This is a genomic window from Anaeromyxobacter sp., assembly GCA_016718565.1.
GTDB lineage: Bacteria > Myxococcota > Myxococcia > Myxococcales > Anaeromyxobacteraceae > JADKCZ01.
Window position 1 is genome coordinate 518,556 of the sequence record JADKCZ010000005.1, and the last position, 16,231, is coordinate 534,786.

At 76.7% G+C, this 16,231-nt stretch carries 13 protein-coding genes; 5 read left to right on the forward strand and 8 right to left on the reverse strand.

What is annotated here, in order from left to right:
* Window positions 1–76 precede the first annotated feature (76 nt).
* Complete coding sequence (locus IPO09_14700; protein ID MBK9518569.1) at window positions 77–970, reverse strand: DMT family transporter; 894 nt, start codon at window positions 968–970, stop codon at window positions 77–79.
* A gap of 12 nt (window positions 971–982) precedes the next feature.
* Window positions 983–1,462 carry a DUF456 domain-containing protein gene (locus IPO09_14705; GenBank protein ID MBK9518570.1) on the reverse strand — a complete coding sequence of 160 codons (480 nt, stop codon included), beginning with the start codon at window positions 1,460–1,462 and terminating at the stop codon, window positions 983–985.
* Between the two features lie 74 nt (window positions 1,463–1,536).
* Between IPO09_14705 and IPO09_14710 the strand changes: the two genes are divergently transcribed.
* The 3 genes from IPO09_14710 to IPO09_14720 are packed head-to-tail and all read left to right on the forward strand — an operon-like array spanning window position 1,537 to window position 7,051.
* Window positions 1,537–4,227 carry a PAS domain S-box protein gene (locus tag IPO09_14710; GenBank protein MBK9518571.1) on the forward strand — a complete coding sequence of 897 codons (2,691 nt, stop codon included), beginning with the start codon at window positions 1,537–1,539 and terminating at the stop codon, window positions 4,225–4,227.
* A 14-nt stretch (window positions 4,228–4,241) separates the two neighbouring features.
* Entirely contained in the window at window positions 4,242–5,471 is a 1,230-nt protein-coding gene (locus IPO09_14715; protein ID MBK9518572.1) for an RsmB/NOP family class I SAM-dependent RNA methyltransferase, read from the forward strand.
* Window positions 5,468–7,051, forward strand: a complete 1,584-nt coding sequence (locus IPO09_14720) for a glucose-6-phosphate isomerase (GenBank protein MBK9518573.1) — start codon at window positions 5,468–5,470, stop codon at window positions 7,049–7,051. Before IPO09_14715 ends, IPO09_14720 begins: the two co-directional genes overlap by 4 nt.
* Window positions 7,052–7,058: 7 nt before the next feature.
* Here IPO09_14720 and IPO09_14725 read toward each other — a convergent pair whose 3' ends face one another.
* The 3 genes from IPO09_14725 to ilvD all read right to left on the reverse strand — a co-directional run bounded on the left by IPO09_14725 (window position 7,059) and on the right by ilvD (window position 11,976).
* Window positions 7,059–7,547, reverse strand: coding sequence for a protease complex subunit PrcB family protein (locus IPO09_14725; GenBank protein MBK9518574.1), 489 nt, complete (start codon window positions 7,545–7,547; stop codon window positions 7,059–7,061).
* The gene (locus IPO09_14730) at window positions 7,544–10,156 is read right to left on the reverse strand and encodes a S8 family serine peptidase (GenBank protein MBK9518575.1); all 2,613 of its coding nucleotides are present in this window, start codon (window positions 10,154–10,156) and stop codon (window positions 7,544–7,546) included. Before IPO09_14730 ends, IPO09_14725 begins: the two co-directional genes overlap by 4 nt.
* A 140-nt stretch (window positions 10,157–10,296) precedes the next feature.
* A complete protein-coding gene (gene ilvD, locus IPO09_14735; protein MBK9518576.1) occupies window positions 10,297–11,976 on the reverse strand; it encodes a dihydroxy-acid dehydratase in 1,680 nt (559 codons plus the stop codon).
* Window positions 11,977–12,068: 92 nt separating this feature from the next.
* Here ilvD and IPO09_14740 point away from each other — a divergent pair, with 92 nt between their 5' ends.
* The gene (locus IPO09_14740; protein MBK9518577.1) at window positions 12,069–12,725 is read left to right on the forward strand and encodes a hypothetical protein; all 657 of its coding nucleotides are present in this window, start codon (window positions 12,069–12,071) and stop codon (window positions 12,723–12,725) included.
* A 76-nt stretch (window positions 12,726–12,801) separates the two neighbouring features.
* Here IPO09_14740 and IPO09_14745 read toward each other — a convergent pair whose 3' ends face one another.
* Both IPO09_14745 and IPO09_14750 read right to left on the reverse strand, forming a co-directional pair.
* Window positions 12,802–12,984, reverse strand: coding sequence for a hypothetical protein (locus IPO09_14745; protein ID MBK9518578.1), 183 nt, complete (start codon window positions 12,982–12,984; stop codon window positions 12,802–12,804).
* 79 nt (window positions 12,985–13,063) lie between these two features.
* Window positions 13,064–13,693 carry a hypothetical protein gene (locus IPO09_14750; GenBank protein ID MBK9518579.1) on the reverse strand — a complete coding sequence of 210 codons (630 nt, stop codon included), beginning with the start codon at window positions 13,691–13,693 and terminating at the stop codon, window positions 13,064–13,066.
* A 122-nt stretch (window positions 13,694–13,815) separates the two neighbouring features.
* On the opposite strand from IPO09_14750, the gene IPO09_14755 reads away from it, so the two are divergent.
* Window positions 13,816–15,207 carry an IgA Peptidase M64 gene (locus IPO09_14755; protein ID MBK9518580.1) on the forward strand — a complete coding sequence of 464 codons (1,392 nt, stop codon included), beginning with the start codon at window positions 13,816–13,818 and terminating at the stop codon, window positions 15,205–15,207.
* Between the two features lie 43 nt (window positions 15,208–15,250).
* Here IPO09_14755 and IPO09_14760 read toward each other — a convergent pair whose 3' ends face one another.
* The gene (locus IPO09_14760) at window positions 15,251–16,204 is read right to left on the reverse strand and encodes a 2-dehydropantoate 2-reductase (protein ID MBK9518581.1); all 954 of its coding nucleotides are present in this window, start codon (window positions 16,202–16,204) and stop codon (window positions 15,251–15,253) included.
* Window positions 16,205–16,231 lie beyond the last annotated feature (27 nt).

Below are 16,231 nucleotides of genomic sequence, written 5' to 3' on the forward strand. Positions count from 1 at the left end.
CTCCGAGGTCTCCCCCCGGGAAAGAGCAAGCTTGGTGCCAGGTGGCTCCCGGCCGGGCGGCCCCCCCCCGCCGGACCTAGCGCCGCTCCCCGCCGATGGAGAGCGCCGACGCGGCCAGCACCAGCCCGGCGCCGGCCACCAGCGGCGCCGTCACCGGCTCGCCCGCCACCAGCGTGCCGAGCGTCAGCGCCACCGTGGTGTCCACCAGCGGGATGGTGCCGATGGTCACCAGGGAGACCCGCGCCAGCAGCCAGTAGAACCCCAGGTAGGTGAGCACCGTGCCGCCCAGCGCCAGGTAGGCCAGCGCCCCCAGCGCCGAGGGGGTGAAGGTGGCCACCTGGCCGCGCTCCAGCGCCGCCGAGGCCAGGAGCAGCACCAGCCCGGCCCCCACCGCCTGGCCGAAGGTGAGCACCACCGGCGAGAGGGTGTGCCGGCGCCGCTGCACCAGCACGTTGGCCAGCGCGCAGGAGATCGAGCCGAGCGTGATGAGGGCCGCCCCCAGCAGCGCCGGCCCGCCGGGCGCCGCGCCGCCGCCGGCGCCGCCACCGGCGACGCCGGCCTGCAGCACCACCACGCCCATGAGCCCCAGGGCCGCCAGGCCGAGCGTGCGCGCCGTGAGCGCCTGGCCCGGCAGGAGCAGCCGGCCGAGCAGCACCAGCCAGACCGGGAAGGTGGAGAAGAGCACCGCCGCCAGCCCGGAGCTCACCAGCGTCTGGCCGAAGAACATCAGGCCGTAGGGGATGGTCACCTGCAGGAGGCCGATGCCCAGCAGCCAGCGCCACTCGGCCCCGGCCAGCCGGGCCACCCCGCCGCGCAGCGCGAACGGCAGCAGCAGCGCCGCGGCCAGCAGCATGCGCAGCGCCACGAAGCGCAGCGGCGGCAGGTCCTGCAGGCCCACCTTCACCACCAGCCAGGTGGAGCCCCACAGGGCGCAGACGGCGGCGTAGACCAGCAGGAGGCGGGGGCGCACGGGGCGCCGGTTCTACACCAGCAGCCCCACGATCACCGCGCTGACCAGCAGGAAGGCCAGGGACACCTTCACCACGCTCCCCACCAGGAAGCCCACGAAGGTGCCGGCGCCGGCCTTGAGGGCCCGCTCGAAGTGGGGGTCCTTCAGGTACTCGAGGGTCACCGCCCCCACCGCCGGACCGAGCAGGATGCCGAGCGGGCCGAAGAAGAGCCCCACCAGCAGCCCCAGCGACGCGCCCGCCACCGCCCACCCCGAGGCCCCGCTCGCCTTGGCCCCCAGCGCCGCCGCCAGCCAGTCCACCGCCCAGATGGCGGCCGAGAGCAGCCCCGCCACCACCAGGGTGGGCCAGCCCACCACCGTGAACCCCTCGGCCCAGGCCACCAGCAGCGCGCCGCCGAAGAGGAGCAGCGAGCCCGGCAGCACCGGCAGGACCACCCCGGCGATCCCGCCCAGGAGCGCCAGCGCACCCAGGGCGTAGAGCAGCGTCGTCATGCCCTGGTGTCTAGCGCGCCGCCGGCGGGGCGTCAGCGCCCGTTCCGGGGTCTCCGGCCTGCTACACTCGCCCCGTGGCCATCGCCCCCACGCCCGACGCCTCCCGCAGGCCGACACCGGGACCAGCCGGGGCCGAGCCGCGCCCGTCCTGGCTGGCGCCGGTGGCGCTGTCGGTGGCCCTGGCGGCCGCGCTCGTCCTGGGCGGCCTGGTGGCCCTGGAGCGCTTCGTCGGGGAGCTGCGCGCCGAGGAGGACGAGGAGCTGGTGGCGGTGGCCTCGATGCGCGCCGGGCAGGTGGCCGGCTGGCGGCAGGAGACCCTGGACGACGCCGCCACGCTGGCCACCCTGGTCGACCTCGGCGCGGCGCTGGGCGCAGGCCCGGCCGACGCCGCGGCCCACCGCTCGCTGCCGGCCCGGCTGGCGGGGGTGCTGGAGCGCCGGCAGGACCTCTCCGCCATCGCCCTGCTCGACGGGACACGCCGCGTCCACCTGGCGGTCGGCCGCCCCGCCACCGACTTCGAGGGGCCGGTGCTCGAGGCGCTGCTCGACGAGGCGGCGCGGCGGCGCGGGCCCGCCATGTCGAACCCGCAGCGGGCCACCCCTGGCGCGCCCACCTGGATCGACGTGGCCACCTTGCTCCCCGCCCGGCCCGGCGAGGCGGCGGGCGTCCTGGTCCTCCGCTACGACCCGGCGCGGGTGCTCTTCGGCGACCTGCTGGCCTGGCCCATCCCCAGCCACCGGGCCCGCACCCTGCTGGTGCGCCCCGTGGGAGACCGCCTCGAGGTGCTGGGCGGCAGCGGCCCCGGCCTGCCGGCCCCGCTCACCACGCTCTCGCTGGCCGGCGACGACCCGCTGGCCCGCGCCATGCGGGGCGAGCGCGGCGACGGCGCCTGGCTCTGGCCCGGCGGCCGTGACGTCCTGACCGCCGCCGTCCCGGTACCGGGCACCGACTGGCGGCTGGTGGCCGAGCAGGACTTCGCCTCCTCCATGTCGCCGCTGCGCACCCAGGCGGTGGCGCTGGGGGTGGCGCTGGGCGCGGCCCTGGCGGTGGTGGTGGCCCTGGGCTGGCTCTGGTGGCGCCTCCAGCTGGCCCGCTGGGAGCGGCGGCGCGAGCGGGCGCTGGCCGAGCGAGCGGCCCTGCAGGACCGCCTCGACCTCCTGTCGCGCCACGCCAACGACATGATGATCCTCGCCGACGGCCAGCAGGTGGTGGTGGACGTCAACGACCGGGCCTGCGAGGCGCTCGGCTACGCGCGCGAGGAGCTGGTGGGCCGGACCCTGCGCGAGCTGCGCGACCCGACCACCCTGGCGGAGCAGCCGCTCCTCACCGCCGACCAGCTCGAGCAGGGCGGCGCCGTCTTCGAGACCCGCTACCGTCGCCAGGACGGCAGCACCTTCCCGGTGGAGGTCTCGATCCGCATCGCGCCGTTCGGCGGCCAGCGCTTCGTGCAGGGCATCGTGCGCGACATCACCGAGCGGCGGCGCCTGGAGCTGGAGCTGCAGCTGGCCGACCGCATGGCCTCGGTGGGCTCGCTGGCGGCGGGCGTGGCGCACGAGGTGAACAACCCGCTGGCCTACGTGCTGGCCAACCTCGACTTCGCCCTGGCCGACCTGGCCCGCGAGAAGCCCGACATGCCCGAGGTGCGGCACGCCCTGGTGGAGGCCCGCGAGGGGGCGGTGCGGGTCCGCCAGGTGGTCCGCGACCTCAAGACCTTCTCCCACGGCGACGAGGCCGACCGCCGGCCGGTGGACGTGCGCCGGGTGCTGCAGACCGCGGTGGGGATGGCGCAGAACGAGATCCGGCAGCGGGCCCGCCTCTCGCTGGAGCTGGCCGACATCCCGCCGGTGCTCGGCAGCGAGCACCGCCTGGGCCAGGCCTTCCTCAACCTGCTGGTGAACGCGGCCCAGGCCATCAACCCCGGCGCGCCCGAGCGCAACCTGGTGAACGCCAGCACCGCGCTGGCCGAGGACGGCCGGGTGATGGTGGAGATCGCCGACACCGGCGGCGGCATCCCGGCCGAGGCGCTGCCGCGCATCTTCGACCCGTTCTTCACCACCCGGCCGGTGGGCAGCGGCATCGGGCTCGGGCTCTCCATCGTGCACGCCATCGTCACCGACCTGGGCGGAGAGGTCCGGGTGCGCAGCGAGCCCGGCCAGGGGTCCATCTTCACGGTGCTGCTGCCGCCCACCCAGGCCGTCCAGGCGTCGACGCCGCCGGCTGCGCCCGCCACGGCGCCGGCCGCTGCGCCCTCCGCGCCAGCCGCCGCGCCCTTCGCCGTCCCCGCCACCACGCCACGCCCCAGCACCACGCCACGCCCCGCCGCCACGCCCGTCCCCCTGCCGGCGCCGCTGGCCGCGCCCGTGCCGGCCGGCGGCCCCGCCGTGGGACGGGTCCTGGTGGTGGACGACGAGCCGCTGGTCGGCAAGGCGGTCACCCGCATCCTGGCGCCACCCCACCAGGTCACGCTGGCTTCCAGCGCCACCGATGCCCTGCGGCTCCTGCAGGCCGGCCCCTACGACGTGGTGCTGTGCGACCTGATGATGCCGGGCATGACCGGCATGGAGCTGCACGCCCGGCTGGTCGCCAGCGATCCGGCCATGGCCGACCGGATGATCTTCCTCTCCGGGGGCGCCTACACCGAGACCGCCCGCACCTTCCTGGAGCGGGTGCCCAACGCCCGGATGGACAAGCCCTTCGAGCCCGCCACGCTGCGGGAGGTGGTGGCGGGGGCGGTGGCGGCGGCCCGGGCCGGGGCCGGCGGCTGACCCGCCTCGGCGCCCTGCCCTGGCACGCCCTCCGGCCGCTGGCCCCGGCGCTCGACGCGCCGCTGGCCGAGGTGCTGGCGGGCGCCGCCGCCGAGCGGGTGCTGCCCCGCCTCCTCAGGGCCCACCCGGAGCTCGACCGCGACGGCCGGGCCACCGCGGCCGAGGCGCTCTTCGGGGTGGGGCTGTGGCGCCGCCGGCTGCGGCACCACCTGCAGGGCGCCAGGGAGTCGCCGCGCCTCCTGCTGGCGCTCCTGCTGCGCGACCTGGCCGGCCGGTCCGACGCCGCCTGGCTCACCGGGCTCGCGGAGGCCGACCTGCCCCCGGCGGTGGCGGCGCCGACCGCGCTGGCCGAGCGCTGGTCGCTGCCCGACTGGCTGGCCGGCGAGCTGACACGGGCCGCCGGCGAGGAGGCCGGCGCCCTGGCCGAGTCGCTCTGCCACCCCGGGCCGATCTTCCTGCGGGCCAACCCGCTGGCGTGCACGCCGGCCGCGCTGGCGACCCGCCTGGCGGCCGAGGGGGTGGCGACGCGGCCGGGGGCGCTGGCGGCGGGCTGCCTGGTGGTCGAGGGCGCGCGCCCCAACCTGCTCGGCAGCCCCAGCCACCAGGCCGGCTGGTTCGAGGTGCAGGACGAGGGGAGCCAGCTCCTGGCCGCGGCGCTGGGGGCCCGGCCGGGCGAGGTGGTGCTGGACCGCTGCGCCGGGGCGGGGGGCAAGGCGCTGGCGCTGGCGGCGGCGGTGGGGCCGGCTGGGCGGGTCCGCTGCTGCGACGCCGACGCCGGCCGGCTCACCCGGCTGGGCCAGCGGGCCGCGCGGGCCGGGGCGGCGGCCTGGGTGACCCTCGATGGGGCCGCGCCGCCGGCGGGGCTGGTGGTGGACCGGGCGCTGGTGGACGCGCCCTGCTCCGAGCTCGGGCCGCTGCGCCGCGGCCCCGACCTGCGCTGGCGGCTCGACCCGGCCACCTTCGGCGCCCTGCCGGCGCTGCAGCGCGCCCTGCTCGACGAGGCCGCCGCCCACCTCCGGCCCGGCGGGCGGCTGGTCTACGCCACCTGCACCTTCCGCCGGGAGGAGAACGAGGGCGTGGCCCTGGCCTTCGAGGCCGCCCACCCTGGCTTCCGGCGGGTGGCGCCGGACGCCCCGGCCGAGGTGGTGGGACCGGACCACTTCCTGCGCGCCTGGCCGCACCGCCATGGCACCGACGGGTTCTTCGCCGCGGCCTGGGAGCGGGCGCTAGACTGCACCCCATGACCGCTCGCGAACGCTGGGACCGCTACCGCCGCCTCCGCTGCGAGGTGCCCGCGCTCGGGCTGGTGCTCGACCCGAGCCGCATGGGCTTCGACGACGCCTTCCTGCGGGCCCAGGCCGGCCCCATGCAGAAGGCGCTGGAGGCCATGGCCGCGCTGGAGGCCGGCGCCATCGCCAACCCGGACGAGCACCGCATGGTGGGGCACTACTGGCTGCGCGCCCCGGCGCTGGCCCCCACCCCGGCGCTGCGCCAGGAGATCGTGGCCACCGTCCGCGCCGTCAAGGACTTCGCCGGCGACGTGCACGGGGGCCGGATCCGGCCACAGGAGGGCGGCCTGTTCCACCACCTCCTGATGGTGGGCATCGGCGGCTCGGCGCTGGGCCCCATGTTCGTGGCCGACGCGCTGGGCCAGCCGGGCCGGGACCTGATGGCCCCCGACTTCCTCGACAACACCGACCCGGACGGCTTCGCCCGCACCCTCGGCCGCCTGGAGCGCCACCTCGGCGAGACGCTGGTGGTGGTCACCTCCAAGAGCGGCGGCACGCCGGAGACCCGCAACGGCATGCTGGCGGTCGAGGCCTTCTACCGCGCCGCCGGGCTCGACTTCGCCCGGCACGCGGTGGCCATCACCCAGCAGGGCTCGGCGCTCGACCAGGTGGCGGTGCAGCAGGGCTGGCTGGCGCGCCTCCCGATGTGGGACTGGGTCGGCGGCCGCACCAGCCAGCTCTCGGCGGTGGGCCTGCTGCCGGCGGCGCTGCAGGGGCTGGACGTGGACGGCCTGCTGGCCGGCGCGGCCATCATGGACGAGGCCACCCGCGACACCGGGATCCTGCGCAACCCGGCCGCGCTGCTGGCCCTCTCCTGGCTGCACGCCGGCGGCGGCACCGGCCAGAAGGCCATGGTGGTGCTGCCCTACAAGGACCGGCTGGTGCTCTTCTCGCGCTACCTGCAGCAGCTGGTGATGGAGTCCATCGGCAAGCGGCTCGACCTCTCGGGCGAGCGGGTGGACCAGGGGCTGTCGGTCTACGGCAACAAGGGCTCGACCGACCAGCACGCCTACGTGCAGCAGCTGCGCGACGGGCGGCACGACTTCTTCGCCACCTTCGTGCGGGTGCTCGCCGACGGCGGCGCCCACCTGGAGGTGGAGCCGGGCGTGACCCCGGGCGACTACCTGCACGGCTTCCTGCTGGGCACCCGCGCCGCCCTCTTCGAGAACGGGCGCGAGTCGCTCACCCTGACCATCCCGCGGGTGGACGCGCGCAGCGTGGGGGCGCTCATCGCCCTCTTCGAGCGGGCGGTGGGGCTCTACGCCTCGCTGGTGGGAGTGAACGCCTACCACCAGCCCGGCGTGGAGGCCGGCAAGAAGGCCGCGGCCGTGGTGCTGACGCTGCAGGCGCGGGTGGTGGCGGCGCTCGGGCCGGTGGCGCGCGACGCCGAGGCGCTGGCGGCCGCGGCCGGGGCGCCCGAGGAGGCCGAGGCGGTGCTGCTCCTCTGCGAGCACCTGGCCGCCAACGGGCGGGCCCGCCAGGAGGGGTTCGGCGCCGCGGCCGCCTTCGCGGCCATGGACGGCCGGCGCGGCTGAGGCGCGGCTACCGCAGCGTCACCGACCCCAGCAGCGCCCGCTCGCCCTCGGCCACCTTCACCTCGCCGAGGCCGGCCCGGGGGAGCGACACCACCAGGCACGGGCTGGTCACCACCTGGGCCGTCATGGCGTCGGCCGGGGGCGCGCGCAGCGCCACCTGCACCAGCGCCACCCCGCCCTTCACCGGCGCCTTCGGCGCTGCCAGCTCCACCGCGTGGCCGGCGGTGGGGCGCTGGCCGGCCGAGACGAGCAGCACCGCGGCCGCCTCGAAGTCCACCGCCGGCGCCGGCGCGCCGCCCAGCGCCGCCGGGAAGGCGGCGATGAGCTCGGCCTGCGAGGCCAGCCGCCGCACCGAGGGGCCTGGCGCCTCTCCGCCGCAGGTGGCGCCGGCGCGGACCACCGTCACCGCCACCTCGCGGTCCGGGCTGCAGCCGCCGTCGGCGCCCATGAGGGAGAGGGAGGCGATCCCCAGGAGACCTGCGCGGGCGAGCCTCACGGCGTCACCTCCAGCCCCTTCAGCGGGGCGAGCTTGCGGTAGCCGGCGCGGCCCGTCGCCGGGCCGGCCGAGGCGGCGCCCAGCGAGGACTCGAACCCGGCCAGGAAGTCGAGCCCGGCCACGTCGGCGGCCGCCACCGTCACCGGGGTGGGCACGCCCAGGGTGGGCCAGGCGCCGCAGGCCTCGCCGTCGTCGCACACCAGGTCGTCGTTGTCCGAGTCGGTGCCGGCCACCAGCAGGTACTGCCCGGCCGGGACGTTGGCGAAGGACCAGGTGTAGACGCCGCCCTGCCCGCGCCCGCTGGCCTGCGCCACGGTGGCCAGGTTTCCCTGGGCGTTCGGCACCGGATCCACCAGCAGCACGTAGAGGAAGCCGGCGTCGCCGCCGGCGGCGGCCGCCGCCCCCTTCTGCAGCGACACCGGCACCCGCACCGCGGCGCCGCCCGCCAGCGTGAAGGTGATGGTGGCCGAGTAGCGCCCGTCGGCCAGGCTGGCCTGGGCGGCGGTGGCGGTGTAGGCGCCGTGGTTGTTGCCGTCCACCGCGCCCGGCGCGACGGTGAGCCAGGTGGCGTCGCTGGCCACGCCGGTGACGGCCTTCAGGCCGGTGCCGCTCCAGGCCACCGCGATGGGCAGGGAGCCGACGCCCGGCGCGAAGTCGAGCCGGGTGGGCGTCACCTCCAGGCCGCCGGTCTGGGCGGCGCCGCACTGGGACTGGGCCGCCTGCACCGCGCCGAGCGCGTCCACCAGGCCGTGGCCGTAGACGTCGTCCCTGCCGGCCGCGCCCAGGTCGCGGGTCATGGCGCCCGAGGCCAGCAGGGTGTCGAGCTGGAGCGGGGTCAGGCTGGGGCAGACCGCCTTCATGAGCGCCACCACGCCGGCCACGTGCGGCGCGGCCATGGAGGTGCCCTGGTAGAAGGTCCAGATGGGCTGGCGGGTGCCGGTCGAGTCGTCCACCAGGGCCGAGAGCACGCCGTCGGCGTAGCCGTTGCCGTCCTTGTCGGCGCTGGTGTCGCCGCCGGGCGCGGCCACGTCCACGTCGGGGCCGCGGTTGGAGTACGGGGCGCGGGCCTGCGCCAGGTCCACCGCGCTCACCGAGACCACCCCGGGGTAGGAGGCCGGGTAGCCGGGGCTGGTGGAGTTCTCGTTGCCGGCGGCGGCCACCACGATGAGACCGGCGGCCCGCACCGCGGCGTAGGCGTCCTTGTCGGACTGGGAGGAGCAGCCCTGGCAGCCGAGCGACAGGTTGGCCACGTCGGCCGCCTTGGGCGGAAGGGTGCCGGAGTCGTTGGAGAGGCCGGCCGCGAAGCGCAGCCCCTGGATGATGTCGTAGGAGGTGCCGCCGCCCGCGCCGAGCACACGGACGGGCATGACCTTGGCGCCCCAGGCGACGCCGGCCGCGCCGGCCCCCTCGTTGGAGCGGGCCGCCACCGTGCCGGCCACGTGGGTGCCGTGCCAGGAGGAGGAGCCGGCGGCCGCCGCGTCGCCCGGGTCGTCCGCGTTGGCGTCGATGCCGCCGCCGTCGCGGGCCTTGGTGGCGTCGCGGATGAAGTCGTAGCCGTCCACCAGCTGGCCGGTGAAGTCGGGGTGGGCCAGGAAGACCCCGGTGTCGAGCACCGCCACCACCACGCTGCCGGTGGCCGGCGTGCCGGTGGTGACGTCCCAGGCCTGGGGCAGGTTGATGAGCGGGTAGTGCCACTGGAACTTGTAGTGCGTGTCGTTCGGCACCGCGCTGGGCCGGAAGAGGTAGTTGGGGTCGGCGCTCTGGACGTCGGCGCGGCGCAGCAGCGCCTTGACGACGCGCAGGGTGTCGAGGCGGGCCGCGGCCGGCCCCTCGGGCGTGCCGCCGAAGGCGGCGCCGGTGCGGGCCGGGGCGCCCAGGGTGGCGAGCGCGGCGGCGCGGGTGGCGGCGGTGGCGCCCAGGCCGAGCAGCGCCGGGCGGCCGCGCACCGCGCCGGCCAGCGGCGCGAGGCCGAGGGCGGCGGCGCGCGCCTGCAGCGAGTCGCCGGCCGCGGCGGGCGAGAGCGCGGCGTCGTTGAAGCGGACCACCACCTCGCCGGGCACGAACTCGCGGTCGCTGCGCAGGGCGGGCAGCGAGGCCGCCGCCGGGGCGGCGCCGATGGTGAGCACGTAGTTGGAGGCCCCGCTGGCCGCCTCGACGACCACGTAGTGGTCACCGCCGGCCGGCACCTCCACCACCTCGGTGGAGCCGACCCCCAGCGAGCAGGCCACCGGGTTGACCACGTCGGCCGCGGCGTAGAGGCACAGGTCGAGGTCGCCGGTGACGGCGTCGGCGATGCCCAGGGTCACCACCTGCCCGGCCGCCAGCGTGGCGCGGTAGGCGTCGAGGGCGTCGGCGGAGAAGGAGGCCCAGCCGCCCACCGTGACGGCGCTCGGCACCAGCTGCGCGGTGGCCGGGCCGTCGTTGGGGGTCTTGGGCGAGTTGACGTCGCCGGTGTCGCCGTCCACCCGCTGCCCGCCGGCGGCGCGGATGGTGCCGGAGAGGTCGAACTCGGTGGGCGGCGGCGGGGTCGGGTCCGAGCCACCGCCGCCGCAGGCGGCGGCGAGCGCGAGGACGGCGAGGGCCAGGGAGGCCGGAAGGCGGCGGGACATGGACGCTCCTCTCGAGGATCGGATGGGGTCCCGCACCTCGCGCGGTCGACGCGCGACGATGGGCCCCCGGTCAGCTTGGATGGTGCGGAGTCCCGTTGGTGACGCCTCCGCCCCGCTTGGGGTCTACAGGACGGGGCCGGCTACAGCTCGGCCTTGAGCACCGCGCCGCTGGAGGCGTTGGAGACCATCAGGGCATAGCGGCGCAGCCACTTGGAGCGGACCACCTTCTGCTTCGGCACGAAGCCGACCCGGCGGCGCCCGAGCTCCGCGTCGTCCACCCCGAGCTCCAGCCGCCGCCCCACCGTGTCGACGGTGATGGCGTCGCCGTCCTGCACCAGGCCGATGGCGCCGCCCTCGGCGGCCTCGGGCGAGACGTGGCCGACGCAGGCGCCGCGGGTGGCGCCGGAGAAGCGGCCGTCCGTGACCAGGGCCACCGAGGTGCCGAGCCCCATGCCCATGATGAGCGAGGTGGGGGCCAGCATCTCCTGCATGCCGGGGCCGCCCTTGGGCCCCTCGTAGCGGATGACCACCACGTGGCCGGACCGCACCTTCCCGGCCATGATCCCGGCGAGGGCCTCGTCCTGCGAGTCGAAGCAGATGGCCCGGCCGGTGAACTGCTTCATGGAGGGCTCGATGCCGGCGGTCTTCACCACCGCCCCCTCGGCGGCCAGGTTGCCGAAGAGCACGGCGATGCCGCCCACCGGGCTGTAGGCGTGGTCCAGGTCGTGGATGACCGAGGCGTCGGTGATCTCCGCCCCGGCGATCCGCTCGCCGATGGTCTCGCCGGTGACGCAGCGGGCCGAGAGGCGCACCACGTCGCCGCGGCGCGAGACCTCCTTGAGGACCGCCGGCACGCCGCCGGCCCGGTGCACGTCCTCGATGTGCACGGTGGAGAGCGACGGGGCGATCTTGGCGACGTGGGCCACCTTCTGGGCCACCGCCTCGATGCCGGCCAGGTCGAGCGGCACCCCGGCCTCGCGGGCGATGGCCAGCAGGTGGAGGATGGTGTTGGACGAGCCGCCCATGGCCATGTCCACCACGATGGCGTTGTTGACCGCGTCGGCGTTCAGGATCCGCGTCAGGTTGAACTCGGCCCGACCGGCGATCTCCACGGTGCGGCGGGCGGCGGCGCGGATGAGCGCCTCGCGCTCGGGGGTCAGGGCCAGGATGGTGCCGTTGCCCGGCAGGGCCACGCCCATGGCCTCGCAGAGCACGTTCATCGAGTTGGCGGTGAACATGCCGGAGCAGGAGCCGCCCGAGGGGCAGGCCTTGCACTCGATCTCGTAGAGCTCCTCGTCGGTGATCTTCCCCTGGGCCTTCCTGGCCACCGCCTCGAAGGCGGTGGCGAGGTCGATGGAGGTGCCGTCGGAGAGCACCCCGGCCTTCATCGGGCCGCCCGAGCAGAAGACGGTGGGGACGTCCACCCTGAGCGCCCCCATCAGCATGCCCGGCACGATCTTGTCGCAGTTGGGGATGCACAGCAGCGCGTCGAGCTGGTGCGCCTCCATCATGGTCTCGATGCTGTCGGCGATCAGCTCGCGGGAGGGCAGGCTGTAGAGCATGCCGCCGTGGCCCATGGCGATGCCGTCGTCCACCCCGATGGTGTTGAACTCGAAGGGCACCCCGCCGGCCTTGCGGATCTCCTCCTTGGCGATGCGGCCGTACTCCTGCAGGAAGAAGTGGCCGGGGATGATGTCGACGTGGGAGTTGGCGATGCCGATGAACGGCTTCGCGAAGTCCTCGTCCTTGAGCCCCACCGCCCGGAGCAGGCTGCGGTGCGGGGCTCGCTCGTAACCCTTCTTGATCGTGTCGGAGCGCACCACCCGTTTCTCCCTCCCCGGGGCGCGTCGAGTCAACCGGCGGGGCGTGGTACCATCCTCGCCCCCGTCGAAATCCGCGGAGGAGGGGCACCATGCTGGGCGATCACCTGAGGGCGCTGAAGGACGGCCGCTGGCAGCACGGCATCGACCTCGGCGACCAGCGCGTCCTGTACCTGGCCGAGGAGCCGGGGCTGGCCTCGGCCGACCGGCTGCGCCGCGTCTACCGCCCGGAGTTCACCGCCCACGCCACCCGGGTGGAGGTGGTGGTGCACCGCGAGCCGACCTACCAGGCCAAGGCGGTGGTGGCCCGCGCCTGGAGCCGCTTCATGGACCCGTCGGTCCTGGGCATGTTCCGCGACTCCGAGCAGTTCGCCACCTGGTGCAAGATCGGGCGGGTGCCCGAGGTGACGGAGGCCCCGCCGGCTCCAGCCGCTCCTGCCGCCCCGGCGCGCGCTCCCACCCCGGCCGCGGCCCCGGTGGCCGCGAGGCCGGCCGCCGCGGCGAGACCCGCTGCTGGCGCGCCCGCGGCGAAGAAGCCGGCCGTGAAGAAGCCGGTCACGAAGAAGCCGGCCGTGAAGAAGGCGGCCGCGAAGAAGCCGGCCGTGAAGAAGCCGGCCGTGAAGAAGGCGGCCGTGAAGAAGCCGGCCGTGAAGAAGGCAGCCGCGAAGAAGCCGGCCGCGAAGAAGCCGGCCAGGCCAGTGAAGCGGGCCTCGGCGTCCAAGAAGGCCGGCCGGACCTCCAGGCGGTAGGCCACCACCCGGACGCGGCGAGGGCGCCGTTCGGCGCCCCCGTGGTCCCGCCCGGTCAGGTGAGGTGAGGCGGGCGCTACCGCCCGTTCACGCTGGCCTGCGCCCACAGGTCGCGGGGCGCGCGCAGGTCCTCCATGATGGCCACGCCGAGGGCGCAGGCCAGCAGGACCGCCAGCGCCAGCATCCACGGCTTGAACGGCAGGAGCTCGTCCTGCTGGGGCCGGGGGCGCGGCGGCTGGTCTGGGAGGCGCGGGGGCATCTCCCCATGAAGCTAGATCGACCTCCCCGGCAGCGCAACCCCGCGGCGGTGGGCCTGGCGCCGGTCCCTCGGCCAGGGGTCAGCGGCCCCCAGGTGGCGGTCGGCTCTCGGCGGCGCCGGCGCCCTCCTCCCCCTCCGGCTCGGGGGCGCCGGGGTCGGGCTCCAGCACCCCGCCCATGGCTGTGAAGAGCTTCACGTCCTCCTCGAGCTCTCGGCGGGTCAGGTCGGCCAGCTCGGAGAGCAGGTCCCAGCGCCGCTTCAGGTCGACGCCGGAGTAGCGCCCCGCCAGGGCCGCCCACGCCCGGGTGATCTCGTCGGTGCGGCGGCGCTCGCCGGTGCGGTGCTGGTGTTCGGCGTCGCCGCGCACCCGGGGCGAGAGCTCCAGCCGGTGCTCCAGCGCCTCGCGCAGCATCTCCTCGTGCACCACCGCGTCGAACTCGGAGAGGGCCCGCGGCTCGGGCCAGCGCGACATGCGCAGGGCGTCCAGCCGACCGAGCCGCACCAGCAGCCGGTCGAGGTCGCGCTTGTCGTCGTGGATCTCGCGCTTGAGCAGCTTGCGCTCGCGGTGGTCGGCGGGGGGGCGGCGCGGCAGCTGCGCCCGGGGCGGCGGCCCCGGCAGGAGCAGGCCGAGCGCCAGGGCCAGGCCGGCCAGCGGGCGGGACCAGCCCCGGCGGGCAGCGCGGGCGGTGGTGGGCGGGGGCGGTCGCATGGCGCTCGGGCGTGGCCCCGGGGGGGCCGTGGTCGAGCATAGCCCACCGCGTGGCCCCTGCCCGCCGGGGCTCGCCGCCGGGAAAGGTGGCGGGTCCCGCCAGCGGCGGTATGACCGGAGCCATGTCCGCCCTGCCCGCCCTGCTCGTCGCCCTGGCCCTCGCCGCCCCCCCGGCCGCCCCCCGCACCTTCCGGGTGGACTACCTGCACACCGGCACCGCCGCCGCGGAGACCTGGGCCCTCGATCGGCTGGTGGTGGAGCCGCTGGAGTGGCCGGGGAGCCCGGACCGGGCCGTGGACGACACCAACCTCGGCAAGTACCTCTTCGAGGTGCGCGACCGGGCCACCAACCGCCTGCTCTACTCGCGCGGCTTCGCCTCCATCTTCGGCGAGTGGGAGACCACCGCCGAGGCCCGCACGGCGGCGCGCACCTTCTCCGAGTCGCTGCGCTTCCCGGCGCCGACCGCGCCGGTGCAGGTCATCGTGAAGAAGCGCGGCGCCGACCAGGCCTTCCGCGAGGCCTGGAGCCTGCTGGTGGACCCGCGGGACCAGGAGGTGGACGACGCCGCGCCGCCCTCGCCCGGTCCGCTGCTCGCGCTGCACCGCAGCGGGCCGCCGGCCCAGAAGCTCGACCTGCTGCTGGTGGGCGACGGCTACACCGCCGCCGAGCGGGGGCGCTTCGAGGCCGACGCCCGGCGGCTCACCGCGGCCCTCTTCGAGCGGGAGCCGTGGAAGGGCCGGCGCGGGGACGTCAACGTCTGGGGGCTGTGCCCGCCGGCCGAGCGCTCCGGGGTGTCGCGCCCCTCCACCGGCCAGCACCGGCGCAGCCTGGTGGGCGCCAGCTACGACGCCTTCCGCTCCGAGCGCTACGTCCTCACCTTCGAGAACCGCACCCTGCGTGACGTGGCCTCACACGCCCCCTACGACGCGCTGGCCATCCTGGTGAACGGCGAGACCTACGGCGGCGGCGGCATCTTCAACCTGTACGCCACGGTGGCGGCCGGCTCGCGCTGGGCCCCCTACATCTTCGTCCACGAGCTGGGCCACTCGCTGGCCGCGCTGGCCGACGAGTACTTCACCAGCGAGACCGCCTACCTGCCGGTGGGCGACCGGCCCGAGCCGTGGGAGCCGAACGTGACGGCCGACCCGAGCGCGGCCAAGTGGGCCGACCTCGCCACGCCCGGCCTGGTCCGGCCGACGCCCTGGCCCAAGGAGGCCTTCACCAGGCGGGCCCTCGAGCTGCAGGCCGAGCGCAAGGCCATCCGGGCGCGGCGCGGCCCGGAGGCGGAGATGGACGCCCTCTTCCTCACGCAGCAGCGGGAGGAGACCGCGCTGCTCTCGCCGCTGGCCGGGCAGGTGGGCGCCTTCGAGGGGGCCAACTACGAGGCCCAGGGCTACTACCGGCCGCAGGCCGACTGCGTCATGTTCAGCCGGGACGAGGTCCCCTTCTGCGCCGCCTGCCGGCGCGGGCTGTCGAAGGTCATCGACCTTTACGCCGGGCCGCCGGCGCGCTGAGCCGGGGCGGGTCCGCGCCGCCGGCCTCCCGCCGCGGGCGGCGTCAGGTCCGGTCGAACGCCGGCGCCTCGCCGCGGGCGGCCCGCTCCTGCGGCAGCAGGGCGGCCAGCAGCGCCTGGTGCAGCGGCGCCGCCACGCCGGCGGCCCGGGCCGCTCGCAGGATGGCGCCCGCCTGGTCGTCGAGCTCGGAGGGGCGGCCGGCCCCGAGGTCGCGCTGCATCGAGGCGGTGGAGCCGGCCGGCACGCCGTCCACGAAGGCCAGGGTGCGCGCCACCAGGTCGGGGGCCAGCGCCACGCCGCTGGCCCGCCCCACCGCCGCCACCTCCTCCATCAGCCCGAGGAGCAGCGCCCGCGCCTCCGGGGTGGCGCGGATGGCGCCGGCCGGCGCACGGGCCACCGCGCCCACCAGGCCGAGCGTGCCGATGAGCAGCGCCTTCTCCCAGGTGGCGGCGGCGGCGTCCGCCACCACCTCGGCGCGCACCCCGGCGTGGCGCAGCGCCACCGCCAGCGCCTCCAGGGCGGGGCCCACCGGGGCGCCGGGCCGGGGCCCGCACACCACCCGGGGCGCCAGGCCGTTGCGCCGGATCACCCCGGGCCGCTCGGCCCAGGCATAGACCCAGACCACGCCGCCCGCCACCTGGGCCGGCGGCAGGGCCGCGGCCAGCCGCCCGGCCGCCTCCACCCCGTTCTGCAGCGGCACCACCACGCCCCCGCCCGCCAGCAGCGGCGCCAGCGAGGGCGCCAGGGCCGGCACCTGCCAGGCCTTGACCGCCACCAGCGTCACGTCGCAGGGGCCGGCCTGCCCTGGCTCGGCCACCACCAGCGCCGGCCGGGCCGAGGTGACGCCCTCCGGCGTCTCCAGCCGGAGGCCGTCGGCCCGCACCGCCGCCAGCGCCGCGCCGCGCGCCACCAGCACCACCTCGTGGGCGCCGGCCCGCGAGAGCTCCGCCGCCAGGAGCCCGCCCACCCCGCCTGCGCCGACGACCGCGATCCGCACCGGCCACCTCCTGCCGGGCCGCACCGG